The following is an 18,358-nucleotide window of genomic DNA, read 5'->3' on the forward strand; positions in this document are numbered from 1 at the left end:
ATTCGTGGTTTTATATTTAATGATTAATGGAATCGCAGGGTCACGCCCAGGCTTACCTGTGTGGCCTGCGGGTAGGCCGAGTTGGTGTCAATGCCGGGAGTGATGCCCGTAGAGGTCACGATGGATGGGTCGTTGCCATCATAGCCAGTGATTGTGAACAGGTTTTTGGCAGTAAGGTAGACACGCAGGCTCTCTATTAGCTGTCGGTTCTTCGGCGTGAAGTTGTAGCCGAGAGTAACGTTGTCGAGCTTGAAGTAGCTGCCGTTCTCGAGGAAGTAGCTTGACACAACGCTGCCGCTCGACTTGATGTCGCTGTATTCGGTGTATGCCGTGCGTAGCACGTTGTCGGTGCCTGCACCCTGAAGGCCCATGCCATACTTGCGCATATTGAATATCTGGAAGCCGAGGGCAGAGCGGAACAGCATCGACAGGTCCCAGTTCTTGTACTTGAACGAGTTGCTCCATGAAAGGAAGTGCTTGGGCGCCCCGTTGCCAATGTTGCGCTTCCACGACGGGTCGGCCTGGGCGGCCGGCTGCGCCTTGCCTTCGTTGTCGTATACCATCAGCATGCCGTTCTTGTCGACGCCGGCGTGCTCGTAGCCATAAAACTGCCCAATCTTGCCACCTTCTTTTATTCGGAAGAAATATTCGCTCGAGCCGGGGCCGGGTTTTTGGTATAGGTCAAGGTAGGCCATCTGGTATACATCGCTCGACAGCTTGGTCAGCTTGGTTTCGCCCATGCTCCAGTTTACGCCCGTTGTCCACTTGAAGGCTGTCTTCGAGAGCACGTCGTATTCAAGGCTTGCCTCAATGCCGGTGTTCTTCGTTGTGCCCACGTTCACCAGTATGGTGTTGTAGATAAATGGTGGTTGCGGGGCGGTGTAGTTGTACAGGAGGTCTTGCGAACGGCGGTCGAAATACTCAACGCTACCGCGCAGCCTGCTGTCGAAGGCCACGAAGTCAACGCCTACGTTGAAGGCGGTCGATTTCTCCCACGCCAGGTCGGGGTTGGCGTTCAGAGATGGGGCGTAGCCTTTTATCCACTCATTGTCAATCAGGTAGACCCCGTATCCGCTGTAGGTCGACAGAGAGCGGTAGGCATCGAAGTCTGAGCGGCCTGTGACGCCATAGCTTATGCGTGGCTTGAGGCTCTGGAAGGTGGGCTTGATGCCCTCGGCAAACGGTGTGTTGGCTATTTCCCAGGCCAGCGATGCAGACTGGAAGCTGCCCCACTTCTTGTTCACGCCGAACTTGGTGCTGCCTTCCCGGCGCATAGATGCCGATGCATACAGAATGTCGTTGTAGTTGTAGTTAAGGCGCCCGAAGAAACCGATGAGCGTCGATTCCGACGAACCGCCCCAAAGGTTGGCCTTTCCCTCGCTCAGATAGGTGCCGTTGCCTATGCCGTACCATCCCATGGAGTCATATACGAACCCCATGTTCTCGTTGCCGCTTTGCTCCCACTTTGACCGTTCCCACGAATAGCCGAGCACGGCCTTCAGCTGGTGCTTGTCCATCGTCAGCGTATAGTTCACCAACCACTCCAGTCGGTTGGTCCACCACTTCTGGTAGTTCACGTTTGCGCGGCCGGCATAGCCTTTCCAGAAGCTTTCGCTCGATGTCGACGGGGTGTAGAAGTTGCTCTTCAGGTCGTTGTACTGCAGTGCGTAACTCAGCGATGTGCTAAGGCTGTGTTGTGCCAGTTGCAGTATGTTCAGCTTCACGTCGCCATTGCCCAGCACATAGATGCGGTCGCCCTCTGAAACATTTTCGCGCAGGTCGTTCACCGGGTTGTGTATGTCCGTCGGTGAGTTCGGCTGGTAGTACGACCCGTCGGGGTTTTTCACGGGTATGGTCGGGTTCATCGTGAGGGCCGTGTCGAACAGCCCGTCGTTGCCCCAGTCCTCGTGCACCTTGCGCGCCGAGAGCGATGCGTTGAATTGCACACGGTTGTCAAGCACGCGCTGCTCGCCCACGAAGCGTGCGCCATATTCCTGCCGTCCGCTCACGATGTCAAGTCCGTTGGCTTTCTTGTAGTTCACGGAGAGGCCGAAATATCCGTTCTTCGTAGAGCTGTCGATAGACAGATACTGGTTGAGGCTGTAGCTTACCGGGCGCGTTATCTCGTTCCACCAGTCGGTGTCGGCGCCGTAATCCTGGCCTCGGCGCGAGCGGCGGAACTCCTCCGTCGTAAGTATGTCGGGCTTTGGCTTGGCAATGTTCAGGGCTATGTAGCTGTCGTAGGTCACGTTGGTCACCCCCGGGGTGCCCGAGCCCTTCTTCGTTGTCACCAGAATAACGCCGTTGGCGCCGCGTGTTCCGTATATGGCTGCCGAGCCGGCATCCTTAAGCACGGTGATTGATTCAACGTCTTGGATGGAAATGTTGCGCAGGTCGCCGCCCGCAATGCCGTCGATTACAATCAGCGGGCCGTTGCTGGCTGTCAGCGATCCGGCGCCACGCACCTGTATGTTGGTCAGCGCGTTAGGGTTGGCGTCGGCCGTAGAGGCCACGTTCAGGCCCGTCACCTTGCCGGCTATGAGGGCCATGGGGTCGCTGGCGGCACCCTGGTTGAACTGGTCTTTGGAAACCTGCACCACGGAGCTTGATATCTCTTTCTTGGCCAGCGAGCCGTAGCCCACCACTACTACCTCGTTCAGCTGGGCCACATCTTCCTTGAGCGTCACCTCCATCTTGTCGGCGGCCTTCACCTCCTGTGGGTTGTAGCCAACGTAAGAGATTACCAGCGTGGCACCGGCGTTGCACTTCAGTTGGAATTTTCCGGCCAGGTCGGTCACCGTGCCGTTCTGAGTTCCCTTGACCATGACACTGGCACCGATGATATCCTCACCGGCGTCGTCCTTCACATGCCCACTGATGGTGGACTGTGCCGAGACATCCAAGGCAATAAACACAGCTGCCAGAAGCATGGCAACCTTAAGGCGCAGGCCTCGTCTGGCTTGCGGACGCTTGGCCTTGCCTCTTGCAGAAATGCAAGAACATTCAAATGCTTTTTTCATTTTCTTGGGGTTTTAATGTTATTTTAGAGTTATTTAAACAATTGTTTCTCATTAAGCCAAGTTGGTGCGCTGCCGCTTAAGGCCGTCATGCTGTGGTGTATGGCTATGCCGGCGGGCTGCCGTATTGGCAGTGGCCGTCTTGCATAGACGTGTCGTGGTATGCCAGATGAGCGTTGCCATCTGCCATGGTTCATCCGGCGGCACTGCCGTAAACCAAGTCGGCCGTAGGGGCCGTGCGGCCTGCTTCATCCACGGTGTCACAGCCTATTGGCAACCGTTAGCCATGCCCGACAGCTTGAAGATGGCCGGCGTGAAGCATGGCGGGGCCGGCGGGCTACTGCAGGCATCGCGACGGAGCGCCGTGTGGATTGTCGGCAGCCACGCCGACGGATGCCGTCACGGACCCGCCGGGTGAACTAACCAAAGTGTCTTTTGCATGTACAGGTGCATAAAGACAACCACTAATAACTAATATAACTATTAACGTATGCATGATGAAACTTTTAGCTATTGATTTAAATTCGGCTGTAAAATTAGGTGAACTAATGCTACACGCCAAGCCGCTCAATGCAAAATCAAAGTCTCAAAATATGCAAATGATTGAAAATCAATGGGGTTTGCCACTTTCGACCGACTGAAAATCTAAACTCTTGCAAACCGTTTTTTGCCATTGTGTAGCCTTTTCTGCCATGCAACCAAGGGCTGTTTGCCACAATGCGGTGGTTTTTTGCCATACCAGTTCCGTGGCATTGGCAGGGTGTGCCGGTCATGGCTGTTGTGTCTTGCATGGAAGTTTGTCGGTTGAAGGGCCGTTGCCGGCCCGGTCTTGTTGCGGCGGGCGTTTTCGGCCATGTCGCTTTTTGTGGGTATGGCTGGCCCGGTGCCACTGCGCGGCGTCAGTGGCACCGGGCTGGGCAATGCTTGCATAGTGGCGGCCCTGTCGTGGCTTGGCTCCCTCGCTTGTTGTATTGGCCGGCAAAACGGCCGTTCTTGCATTGCCGTACGGCCCGTTTCGGGTTGCCAAACGGCAGATGTTGCGGGCCGATGCCTCAGGCTTCTGCAAGTGGCTGGCTGCGAGGCTTTTGGCTGCGGTTGGGTCTGTGCCCGGCGGCCGTGGCTGCATCGGCCCCGTTTGCTTGCAAAATAGGGGTGGCGGGCGGCTGTGGGCAGCAGGCATTGCGTGGCGTTGCCGCCATCGTAAAATATGTTGCGGTTTGCTTGCAGGTATGCAATAAAATTAGTATCTTTGCCATCATGACATACAATTGGGCGGCCTGACACAGGCCGGGGAAAATGATGAGTGAGGCAAACCGCAAGCGGTTGCAAGTGTTTAACTCTAATATAAGATTAAAATTATGAACAGACTGTTTACTGCCATTATTGTGCTTGCTGCTGTGGCCGGGGCCGATGCAGCAGAGCGCACCATTGAACAGAAGCGCGCCGCCGCGGCGGCTGTGCTGGGTCTTGACGCGCAGCCAGCGCGCTCGGCTGCCGCCGGGTGTATAGAGCCGTTGTATGCGGCGCGCAACCTCACTGTGATGGGAGTGCGCGGCGGGGGCGGCTTTGCCGTAGTGGCCAACGACGACGGCTCGGCGGCCGTGCTCGGCTATTCGCGCGAGGGCTTTTCCGGCGCCATGCCCTGCGGGTTGCGGTGGTGGCTTGAGGCCACCGATGCGGCCTTGGAGCGTGGCGTGGTCGGCGACGTTGATGCCGATGGGCTGGTGCAGGGCGGGCGTGTGGCTCCCAAGGTGGGGCCACTGCTCACGAGCAAGTGGGCCCAGGGAGAGCCGTTCAACGGCCTTTGCCCCGCGCTGGCGTCGGGCGGGCATTGCGTGGCGGGATGCGTGCCGGTGGCCATGGCTCAGGTGATGCGTTACCACCGTTGGCCCGTCAGGGGCACCGGCACCCACGAGTACCTGTTGGGCACTATGCCCGATGGCTCGGAGAAATGGCTGTCGGCCGACTTCGGCAGCACCGTCTATGCGTGGGACGATATGCTCGACAGCTATGCGCCTGGGGCCTACTCGGAGGCACAGGCCGCGGCCGTGGCCGAGCTTGTATACCACTGCGGCGTTGGGGCTGAGGCCGGTTTCGGGGGCGAAGGCACGTCGGCCAACGTCACCGACGGGGGCTATGCCATGCTGACGTATCTGGGATATAACCCCGACATGGCCTACCTGGAACGCTCCGAACACGAGGAAGACTGGATGGAGATGCTGATCGGGGAGATTGATGCCGGCCGGCCGGTGATTTACGACGGGCGAAAGCTCAACGGCGGCGACTTCATCACGGCCGACAGGCATGCCTTCGTGATCGACGGCTATGGCGACGACGGGCTCTTCCATGTCAACTGGGGCTGGGGCGGGATGGCCGACGGCATGTACCGCCTGGATTACCTCAAGCCCGACGAGGACGAGGGCTACAACTACGACCAATACATGTTGCTGGGCATTGCGCCGGCCGACGTTGACGTGCCCCGGCGCTACCTGTTCAGCAACAGGCGCATCACCATAGGCATCAACGGCATATATGGTTTCCTGTATGGTGGCATCGCCCAAGTGGTCAACTGCTCGTGCCGCCCGCTTTACGGCCGGCTGAGCCTGGTGGCCGAAGGCAACGGGTGGTTTGGCGAGCTGTTTTCTACCGACGTGTCCGGCATCAGGCCTTTGGCCGTGTTCCAACTTCGCAACGGCCAATTTGACCTGCCGGCCTCCATGCCCGACGGCGATTACCGCATATATGCCGCGTTCTACGACGACCTGCACGGCGAGTGGGTGAGGGTGGACTATGCCCCGAACTCGACAGACGAGTATGTTGTGACCAAGGAAGGCACCACGTTCACCCGGTATGAGGGCATCTGCACGTCGGCGGGCAGCGCCGTTGCCGGCGGCATGGCGCCCGACGGCGAGGCGAGGGTCTACGACATGTCGGGGCGGCTGGTGATGAGCGCCCCGGCCGAGGGGTTCTCTGCCGACGACATACCAGGCCGCGGCACGTTCATAGTGAGCTGCGGCGGCACTGTGCGCAAGGTGGCAAAGCCGTGACCGCAGGCCCCGGCGCGCAGCCCTCATGGCGGTGGCCGGGGCATGGGAGGCGGGCCGTCGGCACGCAGGCCGCGGGGCGTCGTGGGTTGGCAGTTGCCGCCTCTTAAGGCGGTGTTCAAAATCAAATGCCATCAATTTGTGCGCTATTTCGTAGAAGCATGCCAAAGTCAGAAGGGAGAGCGTGGCGGGCTACGCTACCGATGAGACTTTGGCATGCGGCCCGAAAGGGCACACCAGATGGTGGCAAAGATACAGTGGACACCTGCAAGGTCGATTGCAACGGTTAATATTGAACAGCTACTTATATATAATGTGTGTGAAAAAGTTTTGCGTTTCGCCCGAATTAGTTTATCTTTGCAGACTGAATGCGGTGCGAAGCGCACTTTTTGCGTGGCGCACAGGCGTGGCATGACAGAACTTAATTTAAGATTTAACTATACAAATGGCACAGGAAGACGTTTTCAAGAAAATCGTGTCGCACTGCAAGGAGTACGGTTTCGTGTTCCCCAGCAGCGACATCTACGACGGACTGGCTGCCGTATACGACTACGGCCAGAACGGCGTTGAGCTGAAGAACAACATCAAGGAATACTGGTGGAAGAGCATGGTGCTGCTACACGAGAACATCGTGGGCATCGACTCGGCCATATTCATGCACCCCACAATATGGAAGGCCAGCGGCCACGTGGACGCTTTCAACGACCCGCTCATCGACAACCGCGACTCGAAGAAGCGCTACCGCGCCGACAACCTCATCGAAGACCAGATTGCAAAGTATGACGAGAAGATAGACAAGGAGGTGGCCAAGGCACGCAAGCGCTTCGGCGACGCCTTCGATGAGAGCCAGTTCCGCCAGACCAACGCCCGCGTGATGGAGTACCAGCAGAAGCGCGACGCGCTGCACGAGCGCTACACGCGCGCCATGCAGGGCCCCGACTTGGCCGAGCTCAAGCAGATAATAATCGACGAGGAGATTGTAGACCCTATTTCGGGAACAAAGAACTGGACCGACGTGCGCCAGTTTAACCTCATGTTCTCGACCGAGATGGGGGCCTCGGCCGACGGTGCCATGAAGGTTTACCTGCGCCCCGAGACGGCACAGGGCATCTTTGTCAACTATCTCAACGTGCAGAAGACGGGCCGCATGAAGGTGCCTTTCGGCATCGCGCAGATTGGCAAGGCCTTCCGCAACGAGATTGTTGCGCGCCAGTTCATATTCCGCATGCGTGAGTTTGAGCAGATGGAGATGCAGTTCTTCGTAAAGCCGGGCACCGAGCTCGACTGGTTTGCCAACTGGAAGCAGACGCGCATGAAGTGGCACCAGGCACTGGGCTTCGGCGCAGAGAACTACCGTTTCCACGACCACGAGAAGCTGGCCCACTACGCCAACGCCGCCACCGACATCGAGTTCCGCATGCCGTTCGGGTTCAAGGAGGTAGAGGGAATACACAGCCGCACCAACTTCGACCTGTCGCAGCACGAGAAGTATTGCGGAAAGCAAATAAAATACTTCGACCCGCAGACCAACGAGAGCTACACCCCATACGTCATCGAGACGTCAATCGGCGTAGACCGCATGTTCCTCAGCGTGATGTGCCACTCTTACGAGGAAGAGAAGCTTGACAACGGCGAGACCCGCACCGTGCTCCACCTGCCCGCCGCGCTGGCCCCGGTGAAGCTGGCCGTGCTGCCGTTGGTGAAGAAAGACGGGCTGCCCGAGAAGGCCCGCGAGATAATCGACGCGCTGAAGTTCCACTTCAACTGCCAGTATGACGAGAAAGACACCATCGGCAAGCGTTACCGCAGGCAGGACGCAATAGGCACGCCATACTGTGTTACCGTGGACTACGACTCACTCAAGGACAACACCGTGACGCTGCGCCACCGCGACACCATGGCGCAGGAGAGAGTAAACATAGCAGACCTCAATGGCATCATCGAAGACAAGGTGAGCATTGCCAGTCTGCTCAAACAACTGCAGTGATGAAGAGACGAGGCTTTTACTTCCTTGCCGTGGCACTCTTCGCCGTGTTTGGCCTGGCCTCGTGCAGCGAAGAAGACGACACCGTGGAGGAGTTTCCCAACTGGCAGGCGCGCAACGACGCTTTCTTCAACAGCCTTACCGACTCGGTGCTGAACCTGCTGGAGCTCAATCCGGCACGCACCGACTGGAAACGGATAAAGAGCTGGTCGAAGTCTGACAGCATAGAGGGGAGCAACTCAGACTATATCATCGTCAAAGTGATTGAAGAGGGCGACCCCGCTTCGGCGACGCCGCTTTACACCGACACCGTGACGGTGCATTACCTGGGCCGCCTGCTGCCGTCGGTGTCCTATCCCTACGGCTATGTGTTCGACCAGTCGTACTATGGAAACTACTACGATGACGTTAGCAAGCCGTTGCAGATGGCCATCGGGAACTCCGGCGGAAACATGCTGGTGGATGGTTTTGCCACTGCCCTCCAGCACATGAGGCGGGGCGACCACTGGATGGTATACATACCTTACCAGCTGGGTTACGGCTCACAGTCGCAGACGGGGGTGCCGGCTTACAGCACCCTGATATTCGACTTGCGCCTGGTCGACTTTTGGTCGCCTGTGGTGCAGTAGGGTTGTAAGCCGCGTACAGCATTGCAAACAACAAGGGGAGGCTTGCCTGTGTGGCAAGCCCCCCCTTGTTGTTTCTGCCTTTTTGTGCCGCCGCCATCGGCAGCAGGCAAACGGCCCCGGCCCCTGTCAGTGTCAGGCGCGGGCCAGCTGTTCGGCGCACTCCTGCACCATCTCGCTCAGCGTGGGGTGTATGTGGGTCATGGCGGCCAGCTCGGCTGCTGTCGTGTCGCGGCACATCAGGGCGCTCACCTCCTGCACCAGGTCGGCCGAATGTGCCCCATAGGCGTGGCATCCAATGATTTTGCCGCTCTCGTCGGCCAGCATCTTCACCATGCCTTCGGCCTCGCCCATGGCCAGGGCCTTGCCGTTGGAGCGGTAGTTGGCCTTTGCCGTGCGGCAGGCCGTGCCCAGCGCCTTGCAGGCGTCTTCGCTCAGGCCCACGCAGGCAGCCTCGGGATGGGTGAAAATGGCAGCCGGCATCACGTCGAGCCGTATCCCTTCGGTGCGGCCCAGTATGCTGTCGACCACCTTCAGGCCCTGCATGGTGGCGGCGTGGGCCAGCATCTGCCGGCCGTTGACGTCGCCTATGGCGTAAATGCCGGGCACGTTGGTGAGCAGGTTGTCGTCGGTGATTATGCCCTTCGGGCCGTATGCCACCCCGGCGGCCTCGAGGTTGAGCCCTGCTGTGGCCGGCGTGCGGCCCACGGCCATAAGCACGCAGTCGGTCTCGACGGTGGTTTGCTTGCCCTTGCGGTCGAATGTCACGGTGCCGTCGCCCACGGCCTGCACGGCCGACTGCATGAAGAAGGCCACGCCGCGCTTCTCTATGGCCTTGCGCAGTCGCTTGGCCACATCGCTGTCGAGGGCCGGCAGGCACTCTTTGAGAAACTCAACCACGGTGACCTCGCAACCGAAACTGTTGAGTATGCAGGCAAACTCCATGCCTATAACGCCGGCGCCCACTATGCAGACGCGGCGCGGCAACTCGGTGGCGGCCAGCATACGGTCGGACGTCCATACCATCGAGGCGTCGTCGATGCCCTCTATCGGCAGCATCTTTGGCACCGAACCGGTGGCTATGATGATGTTGGGCGCTGTGTATTCCTCGCCGCCTGCCGTCACGGTGTGGGCGTCCTTGAAGACAGCCTCGCCCCTTACGAGCGTTATGCCCGGTGCCGACAGCAGCGTCTCAACGCCGCTGCGGAGCGTGCCTACCACGCCGTCCTTGCGCTCGGCGGCCTTTGCGAAGTCGAAACTGTAGTTGAGGCAGCCAAGCCCGAAGGCCTCGGCGTCGGCCATGATGTCCATTATCTCGGCGTTGCGGGCGTATGCCTTGGTGGGTATGCACCCCCTGTTGAGGCACGTGCCGCCCACTTCGGCCCGCTCGATGATTGCCACCTGCAGCCCGTTGCGTGCCGCGTGCTCTGCCGCCCGGTATCCTCCCGGGCCGCTTCCGATTATTATCAGGTCTGTGTTCATGTGTGTCCTGGGTTTTGATGGGGGTATCAGTCATCGTAGGCATCATAGGCAACAGGCTATGCCTATGATGCCATTGATGTTTATTTGCTTTCTCCTTCGGCAGCCATCTGCCTGTAGGTTACCACCGGGTGCTTGGCCGCCAGCACGTCGTCAACACGCCCTATGGGTGTGTAGTGGGGCGCGCCCTTAACCGTCTCGGGCTCGGTGGCGGCCTCGCGGGCAATCCGCCGCATCACTTCGATGAACCCGTCGATGGTGTCTTTGCTCTCGTTCTCGGTGGGTTCTATCATTAGCGACTCGTGGAAAAGCAGCGGGAAGTATATCGTCGGGGCATGGTAGCCATAGTCGAGCAGCCGTTTTGCCACGTCCATGGTGGTCACTCCGGTCGACTTGTCCTTTAGTCCGTCGAACACAAACTCGTGCATGCATGTCGTGGCGATGGGCAGTTCGTAGACGTCTTTGAGCGACTCCTTGATGTAGTTGGCGTTGAGTGTGGCCAGCGGGCCCACCTCCTTGAGGTGCTCCTTGCCCAGGGTCAGGATATAGGCGTATGCCCTCAGCAGCACGGCATAGTTGCCGTGGTATGGCCCTACGGATATTTCAGACTCGCCGGGTAGCAGCTCCTCCAGTCCGGCGCGTACCCCGACGGGGCCTGCACCGGGCCCGCCGCCTCCGTGGGGCGTCGAGAACGTCTTGTGCAGGTTGATGTGCATCACGTCGAAACCCATGTCGCCGGGGCGGCAAACGCCCAGCATCGGGTTGAGGTTGGCGCCGTCGTAATACATCAGGGCGCCGCAGCTGTGCACGAGCTCGGCTATCTCGGGTATCTCCTTCTCAAAGAGGCCGAGCGTGTTCGGGTTGGTCATCATCATGCCGGCCACCGTGTCGTCGAGCAGCGAGCGCAGGTCTTCAACGTCGACTATGCCCTCGGGCGTGCTCTTCACCTCAACCACGTCGAGTCCGCAGACAGCCGCCGAGGCGGGGTTGGTGCCGTGTGCCGAGTCGGGCACAATCACCTTGGTGCGCTTGGTGTCGCCCCTGCGCTCGTGATAGCTTCGTATTATCATCAGCCCGGTGAGCTCTCCGTGTGCGCCGGCAAACGGGTTGAGCGTGAATTTGGCCAGTCCGGAAATCTCAGACAGTGCCCGTTGCAGTCCGTCGTACACCTCGAGGGCTCCCCGGCATGTCTCCGCCGGCTGCAGCGGGTGCAGGTTGGCGAAGCCGGGCATGGCCGCCACCTCTTCGTTGATGCACGGGTTGTATTTCATTGTGCAGCTGCCGAGCGGATAGAACCCGTTGTCCACTCCGAAGTTGTTTTCGCTATGGTTGGTATAATGGCGCACAACCGTGAGCTCGTCGCATTCGGGCAGCTCGGCGTCGTGGCTGCGGCGGATGTCGGCGGGCACCTCGTAGTTGCCAAACTTGTTGTGCGGCAGCGAATAGCCCCGTCGCCCTTCGTGTGAGAGCTCGAATATCAGGTTGCCATAAAGTCTGTTGTTCATAAGTCAGATGGTTTCGATGAGTTTGTCAATTTCTTCCTTAGTACGTTTCTCGGTGACGGCAAACATGATGGTGTCGGGTGCAACCTTCACTCCCCCAAGGATGCCATTGTCGATGAATCTCTTCTGTAGTTCGTCAACGTCGCCGGCATAGCGCACGCAGAACTCATTGAAGAACGGGCGGTCGAAGGCCGGTTTGAAGCGGCCTGTGGCCACGAGCCTGTCCATAAGGTAGTGGGCTCCGGCGTATGACAGCTCTGCGGCCTCTTTCAGCCCCTGCTTGCCCATCAGTGACATATAGATGGTGACGAAGAGTGCCATGAGGCTTTCGTTGGAGCAGATGTTCGACGTTGCCTTCTCGCGGCGTATGTGTTGCTCTCGCGCTTGCAGCGTGAGCACGAATGCGCGTTGGCCGCGCGAGTCTTTCGTCATGCCGACAATGCGTCCCGGCATCTTGCGCATGAGTTTCTCGCGGCAGCACATGTAGCCCACGTAAGGTCCTCCGAACGACATTGGCAGGCCCAGGCTCTGTCCGTCGCCCACGGCGATGTCGGCCCCCCATTCGCCCGGGGTGCGCAGCACGGCCAGGTCGGCGGCCACGCTGTTCATGATGAACAGTGCCTTGGCCGCGTGTGTTGCATCGGCGAATCCGGTGTAGTCTTCCACCACACCGAAGTAGTTGGGCTGCTGGACAAGTACGCCGGCCACTCCGCCGTCGGCCAGTTTGCTGTCGAGGTCGGCCTTGTCGGTGGCTCCGTCGGTGGCTTTCACCATCTCTATGTCTACGCCGTGGAAGTGGGCGTATGTGCGTATTACAGCCAGGATTTTGGGGTCTACGGTCTCAGACACGAGCACCTTGCGCGCTTTCTTTGCCGAGGCCACTGCCATGAGCACGGCTTCCGCTGTGGCGGTACTGCCGTCGTACATCGACGCATTGGATATGTCCATGCCCGTGAGTTCGGCCATCATGGACTGGTACTCGAAGATATAGTGCAGCGTTCCCTGCGATATCTCTGCCTGGTATGGGGTGTATGACGTGAGGTATTCGGAGCGGCTGACAATCTGAGGTACTGCCGCTGGCGTGTAATGGTCGTATGCTCCTGCTCCGGCGAAACACGTCAGCTGCTTGTTCTTGGCAGCCAGGCCGGCGAAGAACTGCCTTATCTCGAGTTCGCTCTTGGCTTCAGGCAGGTCGTAGTCTTTTTTAAGGCGCACCTGTTCGGGCACTTCGGCGTACAGTTCGTCGATAGACTTTATGCCGATGTGCTCAAGCATGCCCTTTATGTCGGCCTCTGTATGGGGGAAATACTTGTACATAGTTGAAGTTAAGGGTTGGGAATTAAGAATTAAGAAAAATACTCTTGTTGTGGCAGCGGCTGCGTCTTACAGGTGAGGGCTTTGCTTTCCGTTGGTGGTGTCATGCCGCCCCGGTTGTGGACGGGCCTTGTCTTCATTGGGTTTATTGCTCTTTTGGTTGCGTAAAGATATAGTAATTACGCAATAGCACCCTGCGTTCCCGTTGGCGAGACTATTTTTCTTAATTCTTAACTCTTGATTTTTAATTTATTTGTTGCACATTTCCTCGTATGCCTTGGCGTCCATGAGGCTTTCGAGTTCTGATGGGTCGGAGAGCTTAACCTTGATGATCCAGTTGGCAAAGGCGTCCTGGTTGATGAGCTCCGGGGTGTCTTCGAGGGCTGTGTTGACTTCGACCACTGTTCCGCTGACGGGGGCGTTGAGGTCGCTGGCTGCCTTCACGCTTTCTACGGCGCCGAACTCTTCGCCTGCGGTAATGTCGTCGTCGACTTCAGGCATGTCTACATATACTACATTGCCTAAGGCATTTTGTGCATAATCGGTTATGCCGATGTAGCCGTATTCGCCTTCAACCTTCACAAATTCGTGTGACTCTGAGTAGTAGAGTCCTTCAATAAATCTTGCCATATTAGTTGTTTTTTGTTATTTGTAGGATTGTTGTTGCTGGTTGTTATGGGAGCTCTGGGAGGGCTGGGAGTGCTGGGAGCACTGGGCCTGTGGGAGCTCTGGGAGGTCTGGGGGGGCTGGGAGCACTGTGAGCTCTGGGAGGGTTAGGGCATGATGGGGTTACTTCTTGTAGTGCTTGTCGTAGAAGCGCTTCTTCACTACCGTCCCGGGGAAGGTCTTGCGGCGTATCTGTATCTCCACTTCGGTGCCCAGCTTGGCGTATCGTGAGTCGATGAGCGCCATGCAAACGCTCTTGTCGGTGGAGATGGTGTGGTAGCCGGTGGTTACCTCGCCAATCTTCTCGCCGTCTTTGAGCACTGCATATCCGTGGCGCGGTATGGCCTTGTCAGCCAGTTCTATGCCCACTACCTTGCGCTCAACGCCTTCAGCCTTTTGCCTTACAAGGGCTTCGCGGCCGATGAACTCGGGCTTGTCGAGCTTGCAGAACATGGACAGTCCGGCCATGACCGGCGAGATGTCGGCCGACAGCTCGTCGCCGTATAGCGGCAGGCCCACTTCGAAGCGCAGCGTGTCGCGGCATCCGAGTCCGCATGGTTTGCACCTGCCTCCGGTGGCCATGAGCTTGTCCCAGCAATCGCGTATGTAGTCGTGAGACCCGTATATCTCGAATCCGTCTTCGCCTGTGTAGCCTGTGCGGCTTATTATTACGTCGCCAAGCTGCTTGAAGGTGTAGAACGTGAGCTCGCTGCATGGCACCGACAGCACCTCCTCGACCACGCGCTCTGCCTCCGGGCCCTGCACGGCGAGCTGTGCGTAATGGTCAGACTTGTTCTGCAGGTCGATGTCGTAGCCATCGGCATTCTGCTGCATCCATGCCCAGTCTTTGTCGATGTTGGCTGCGTTGATTACGAGGAAGTAGTCATCGTCGGCCATCTTGTAGACGAGCAGGTCGTCTACGGTGCCCCCGTCTTCGTAGAGCATCATTCCGTATAGAATCTCGCCGGGCTTGATGGCGTTGACATCATTGGTGAAGATGTGGTTGGCGTATCGGCTGGCATCCTTGCCTTTGACCGTCACTTCGCCCATGTGCGAGACGTCGAACACCCCGCATGCGTTTCGCACGGCTTGGTGCTCTTCTTCGATTGTGGTGTACTGGATGGGCATGTCGAAGCCTCCGAATGGGCTGATGAGCGCCCCGAGGGCCTCATGCTTGTCGTAAAGACACGTACGTTTGTTTTCCATTGCCTTTATATGTTTTAGGTTTTGTTTGTCAGCAGTGATATCAGGGCTTCGGCCTGCATGCCTCTGATGGCAGCGGCCTCGCCCCCGGCGAGGGCCATTGTCAGTCGCGCGGGTGTGAGCTCGGCTCCGGCCAGGGCGTTCTCGAGCCTCTCGATGGGCACCTCGCCCGGCAGGAAGTCGCCCTTGAAGCACACGTTGCGTATGGTGTTGCCCCTGAGGTCGATGCGCGCCTCTACCGTGCCCACGCCTTCGATGCGCTGTTTGCGTGCCACTGTGTATGGCGGGTTCTTGCCGAATATGAAGTTGGCAGACATGTATTCGGCCTCGATGGCCTCTATCGACCTGATGTCGGCCGGCGTGAGCGTCACGGAGCCGTCGCACAGTTGGCGCCTCAGGGCGTCTTTCAGTTGGCCCAGCGAGAGGTCGGTGTGGTCTTTGAGCAGCGTTATCCTGCTGCGCACGCTGCCCACTCCCTTGCTCTGCAGCTTGTCGGATGGCGGCGTGATGGCGCTTGTCATGTTGTCCATGTCGGTGTCATATAGCAGCGTTCCGTGCACTATGCTGTGCCCGTGCGTCTGGTAGAAAGCGCTGCCCGACACCTTGCCGCCGTCGACGAGTATGTCGTTGCGGCCGCTGGCGGTGGCATTTATGCCTATCCGTCTGAAAGCAAGGAGCAGGGTTGTGACATACTTGTTGTATGTGAAGCCCACGGATTCGCCGCGTGTCACGTATGACATCATCACGTTGCCCATGTCGGCGTAGACGCATCCGCCACCGCTCTTGCGCCTGAACGTGCGTATGCCATGCCTGCGGCAGTAGTCGAGGTTGACCTCGGCTTCGGCCACCTGGTTGCGTCCGAATATCACGCTCGGTTCCACCTGCCACATGAAGAAGCAGTCGGCTGCATCAACGTGGTGTGCCACATATTCCTCCATGGATAGATAAAACGACACGTCTCGTTGTCCGTGGTCGGGCAGTTCAATGTATGTCATAGGCTTTTAGTGTTATGTTTGCCTTGTCCGCATACCCCTTGGCGGCTCAGCGTCGAGCGTGTTGCCTTGCGGCTTTGGGGGCGGCATCGTCATTGCAAATATATGAAATAAAACCGTTATGCCCAAAATTAAACCGAAGAAAATGGGCAATAAAAAATTAGTTTCGGCCAACTGTCATTGCTGTGCGTGGTTTGCTGCCTTTCTGAAATAAATTAGTCGTGAAAAGTGTCAATTTGTTTTGCCGCCCGTTGCCGTACATGATGCGTTGAGTGGTGCGCCTGTCGGCCGTGGGCAGTGCGCCCCGGTGAGCCACCGGGCCACTGCCGGCCGCCGGCCATCGTGCCTGCGGCGCCTGTCGCAGTGGCGGCAGTGTAGGGCCGCAGGCGTATGGAAGCCGTAAGTCCGCCCTGTCGCCGGATAATTCAGCGAGCCCCGCCCCGGTCATTGTTTTGTAATATTTTATGAAAAGACGGCACCTCCCGTTCAACACATTCAGGCCCAGCGGGTTGCGGCAGTGGCGCCAGTCTGTTGCCATACGGGCCGCATTGCAGAGCGAAACGGCCCGTCAGAGAAGGCCAAACGGCCCGTATGGCGATTCCATACGGGTCGTTTGGCAAGCAGGGTGGGGTGTTGTAAACAAACTTCATCGGCTTTTCGCATCCGCTTCCATGTCGGCCCGGCTCTTCGACTTTGTCACGAGCCACACCCCTGAGAATACCAGCACCACCGCGGCGGCGTGGGCGGCACGGAACACGCCGAGCCCCGCGGCCACGCTTACCACCACGCTTACCACAGGTTGCAGGTAGTTGTAGATGCTCACCACGGTGGGGCGTAGCGTGCGTTGGCCCATCATCATTAGTATGTAGCACAGGAACGTGCCCACCACCACCACGTAGGCAGCCTCGCCCCAGGCCGACGGCGGTATGTGGCCGAGGCCTGTGCCGGCCACGCGCGGCAGCGTGAATGGCAGCACCACGGCCGTGGCGAAGGTAAACATCCATTTGTTGACGGTGAACACCGAGTAGCGTTGCACCAGCGGCCGGAACAGGGCCAGGTAGAGGGCGAACGAGAACTGGGCGAACAGGCAGAGCAGGTCGCCGCGTATGTCGCCCACCTTTGAGCTTGCCGCCGAGGCGCTGGTGAGAATCAGTATGAGCGCCCCGCTGAAGCCCATGAGCACCCCCAGGGCCTTCTTGCCGGTGACAGGCTCCTTGAGTATGAGCGCCGAGAGCACCATGGCGAATATAGGTGCCGAGGTGGTGACGATGCTGGCGTTGATGGGCGAGGTGATGCTGAGGCCTATGATGTAGCAGCACTGGTTGAACACAAGGCCCAGCATGCCCGCAAAGAACAGCCTGGCGAGGTCGCGGCCTGGCACGTGCTCGCGCTCCGTGAACATCGAGGCGAGCCAGAAAAGCACCGCCGCCCCGGCCACGCGGAACAGCACCAGCTCGATGCCGCTGATGCCGTGGGCCATGGCATCTTTGCCCACCGGGGCCATGAGCCCCCAGAAGACACAGGCCAGAAACATGCTCATGTGGGCCACCAAGGGTCGTTTGTTATCCATGATTTTGTTATTTAATTAAAAAATACGGGTGCAAAAGTACTCATTTTCACATAAAAAACCTTATATTTGCCGTTAAGATTTCAACGCAACAGCTTATGCAGAAGTATGCAGACTACATCGTCCAGATAGAGATTGAGTCGCTTTGGAGCGGCACAAGGCACATCGTATGGAACCTCGACCCGAAGGTAAACATACTCAGCGGCATCAACGGCGTGGGCAAGAGCACCATACTCAACAAGGTGGTGAAGGGCCTGGCCCAGGGCGGCGAGTTTCCGAGCCACATGCTGCGGGGCGTTCGCATCAAGGTGATGCCGGAAGACGCGCGCTGGATCAGATACGACGTGATACGCAGCTTCGACCGCCCGCTGATGAGCGGCGACCTGGTCAGCAAGATTGTCGACGCCTCGGTGACCACCGAGCTCGACTGGCAGCTCTACCAGCTCCAGCGCAAGTATCTCGACTATCAGGTGAACATAGGCAACCGCATCATCCAGACGCTGAGCAGCGGGGCGCCCGACGCCGCCCAGAAAGCGCAGGAGATATCGAGGCCCAAGAACAAGTTCCAGGACATGATGGACAGCCTTTTCGCCGAGACGGGCAAGAGGCTGATACGCACAAAGAACGAGATAATGTTCTCGCAGATAGGCGAGGAGCTGACGCCATACCAGCTGTCGAGCGGCGAAAAGCAGATGCTGGCCATACTGCTCACAGTGCTCATAGAAGACAACCAGCACTACGTGCTCTTCATGGACGAGCCCGAGGTGAGCCTGCACGTAGACTGGCAGCAGCGCCTCATCGACCTCATCGTCGACCTGAACCCAAATGTGCAGATAGTGCTCACCACCCATTCGCCGGCCGTAATCATGAACGGCTGGATGGACAAGGTGACCGAGGTGAGCGACATCACCACCTGACAGCGCAAGGCAATGGCCCCGGCCGGCGGGGCATGGCGCTTGCCGCA

13 protein-coding genes are annotated in these 18,358 nt (G+C 58.4%); 5 read left to right on the forward strand and 8 right to left on the reverse strand.

Annotated elements, in window-relative coordinates; translation table 11 throughout:
- Window positions 1-23: 23 nt before the first annotated feature.
- On the reverse strand, window positions 24-3,020 hold the full coding sequence (locus tag M3089_RS12125; RefSeq protein ID WP_249084388.1) for a SusC/RagA family TonB-linked outer membrane protein: 2,997 nt from the start codon (window positions 3,018-3,020) through the stop codon (window positions 24-26).
- Window positions 3,021-3,511: 491 nt separating this feature from the next.
- Between M3089_RS12125 and M3089_RS12130 the strand changes: the two genes are divergently transcribed.
- The 4 genes from M3089_RS12130 (at window position 3,512) to M3089_RS12145 (ending at window position 8,674) form a co-directional block, all read left to right on the forward strand.
- Entirely contained in the window at window positions 3,512-3,658 is a 147-nt protein-coding gene (locus M3089_RS12130; protein WP_249084389.1) for a hypothetical protein, read from the forward strand.
- 717 nt (window positions 3,659-4,375) lie between these two features.
- Complete coding sequence (locus M3089_RS12135) at window positions 4,376-6,064, forward strand: C10 family peptidase (protein ID WP_249084390.1); 1,689 nt, start codon at window positions 4,376-4,378, stop codon at window positions 6,062-6,064.
- A gap of 442 nt (window positions 6,065-6,506) precedes the next feature.
- Complete coding sequence (locus M3089_RS12140) at window positions 6,507-8,048, forward strand: glycine--tRNA ligase (protein ID WP_249084391.1); 1,542 nt, start codon at window positions 6,507-6,509, stop codon at window positions 8,046-8,048.
- Window positions 8,048-8,674: an FKBP-type peptidyl-prolyl cis-trans isomerase gene (locus tag M3089_RS12145; RefSeq protein WP_249084392.1), complete on the forward strand. Its 627-nt coding sequence runs from the start codon at window positions 8,048-8,050 to the stop codon at window positions 8,672-8,674. Before M3089_RS12140 ends, M3089_RS12145 begins: the two co-directional genes overlap by 1 nt.
- A gap of 132 nt (window positions 8,675-8,806) precedes the next feature.
- Here the strand turns inward: M3089_RS12145 and lpdA are convergent, their stop codons facing one another.
- From lpdA to M3089_RS12180, 7 genes are all read right to left on the reverse strand, one after another.
- Window positions 8,807-10,153 carry a dihydrolipoyl dehydrogenase gene (lpdA, locus tag M3089_RS12150; RefSeq protein WP_249084393.1) on the reverse strand — a complete coding sequence of 449 codons (1,347 nt, stop codon included), beginning with the start codon at window positions 10,151-10,153 and terminating at the stop codon, window positions 8,807-8,809.
- A gap of 80 nt (window positions 10,154-10,233) precedes the next feature.
- Complete coding sequence (gcvPB, locus tag M3089_RS12155; RefSeq protein ID WP_249084394.1) at window positions 10,234-11,655, reverse strand: aminomethyl-transferring glycine dehydrogenase subunit GcvPB; 1,422 nt, start codon at window positions 11,653-11,655, stop codon at window positions 10,234-10,236.
- 3 nt (window positions 11,656-11,658) lie between these two features.
- Window positions 11,659-12,969, reverse strand: coding sequence for an aminomethyl-transferring glycine dehydrogenase subunit GcvPA (gene gcvPA, locus M3089_RS12160; protein WP_249084395.1), 1,311 nt, complete (start codon window positions 12,967-12,969; stop codon window positions 11,659-11,661).
- Window positions 12,970-13,215: 246 nt separating this feature from the next.
- The gene (gene gcvH / locus M3089_RS12165) at window positions 13,216-13,596 is read right to left on the reverse strand and encodes a glycine cleavage system protein GcvH (protein ID WP_205107351.1); all 381 of its coding nucleotides are present in this window, start codon (window positions 13,594-13,596) and stop codon (window positions 13,216-13,218) included.
- 159 nt (window positions 13,597-13,755) lie between these two features.
- A complete protein-coding gene (gene gcvT, locus M3089_RS12170; protein WP_249084396.1) occupies window positions 13,756-14,838 on the reverse strand; it encodes a glycine cleavage system aminomethyltransferase GcvT in 1,083 nt (360 codons plus the stop codon).
- Window positions 14,839-14,852: 14 nt separating this feature from the next.
- Complete coding sequence (locus tag M3089_RS12175) at window positions 14,853-15,830, reverse strand: lipoate--protein ligase (protein ID WP_249084397.1); 978 nt, start codon at window positions 15,828-15,830, stop codon at window positions 14,853-14,855.
- A gap of 643 nt (window positions 15,831-16,473) precedes the next feature.
- Window positions 16,474-17,397: a DMT family transporter gene (locus M3089_RS12180; RefSeq protein WP_249084399.1), complete on the reverse strand. Its 924-nt coding sequence runs from the start codon at window positions 17,395-17,397 to the stop codon at window positions 16,474-16,476.
- Window positions 17,398-17,492: 95 nt separating this feature from the next.
- Here M3089_RS12180 and M3089_RS12185 point away from each other — a divergent pair, with 95 nt between their 5' ends.
- Window positions 17,493-18,311, forward strand: coding sequence for an AAA family ATPase (locus M3089_RS12185; protein WP_205107344.1), 819 nt, complete (start codon window positions 17,493-17,495; stop codon window positions 18,309-18,311).
- The last annotated feature ends 47 nt before the right edge of the window (window positions 18,312-18,358 follow it).

It is taken from the genome of Marseilla massiliensis (genome assembly GCF_023336985.1).
Lineage (GTDB): Bacteria > Bacteroidota > Bacteroidia > Bacteroidales > Bacteroidaceae > Prevotella > Prevotella intestinigallinarum.

Coding starts and splice junctions, on each gene's coding strand:
- M3089_RS12125 (WP_249084388.1), bottom strand. CDS start 3,020: ATGAAAAAAGCATTTGAATGTTCTTGCATTTCTGCAAGAGGCAAGGCC.
- gcvPB (WP_249084394.1), bottom strand. CDS start 11,655: ATGAACAACAGACTTTATGGCAACCTGATATTCGAGCTCTCACACGAA.
- M3089_RS12135 (WP_249084390.1), top strand. CDS start 4,376: ATGAACAGACTGTTTACTGCCATTATTGTGCTTGCTGCTGTGGCCGGG.
- M3089_RS12180 (WP_249084399.1), bottom strand. CDS start 17,397: ATGGATAACAAACGACCCTTGGTGGCCCACATGAGCATGTTTCTGGCC.
- gcvT (WP_249084396.1), bottom strand. CDS start 14,838: ATGGAAAACAAACGTACGTGTCTTTACGACAAGCATGAGGCCCTCGGG.
- M3089_RS12130 (WP_249084389.1), top strand. CDS start 3,512: ATGATGAAACTTTTAGCTATTGATTTAAATTCGGCTGTAAAATTAGGT.
- M3089_RS12140 (WP_249084391.1), top strand. CDS start 6,507: ATGGCACAGGAAGACGTTTTCAAGAAAATCGTGTCGCACTGCAAGGAG.
- gcvH (WP_205107351.1), bottom strand. CDS start 13,596: ATGGCAAGATTTATTGAAGGACTCTACTACTCAGAGTCACACGAATTT.
- M3089_RS12175 (WP_249084397.1), bottom strand. CDS start 15,830: ATGACATACATTGAACTGCCCGACCACGGACAACGAGACGTGTCGTTT.
- gcvPA (WP_249084395.1), bottom strand. CDS start 12,969: ATGTACAAGTATTTCCCCCATACAGAGGCCGACATAAAGGGCATGCTT.
- M3089_RS12185 (WP_205107344.1), top strand. CDS start 17,493: ATGCAGAAGTATGCAGACTACATCGTCCAGATAGAGATTGAGTCGCTT.
- lpdA (WP_249084393.1), bottom strand. CDS start 10,153: ATGAACACAGACCTGATAATAATCGGAAGCGGCCCGGGAGGATACCGG.
- M3089_RS12145 (WP_249084392.1), top strand. CDS start 8,048: ATGAAGAGACGAGGCTTTTACTTCCTTGCCGTGGCACTCTTCGCCGTG.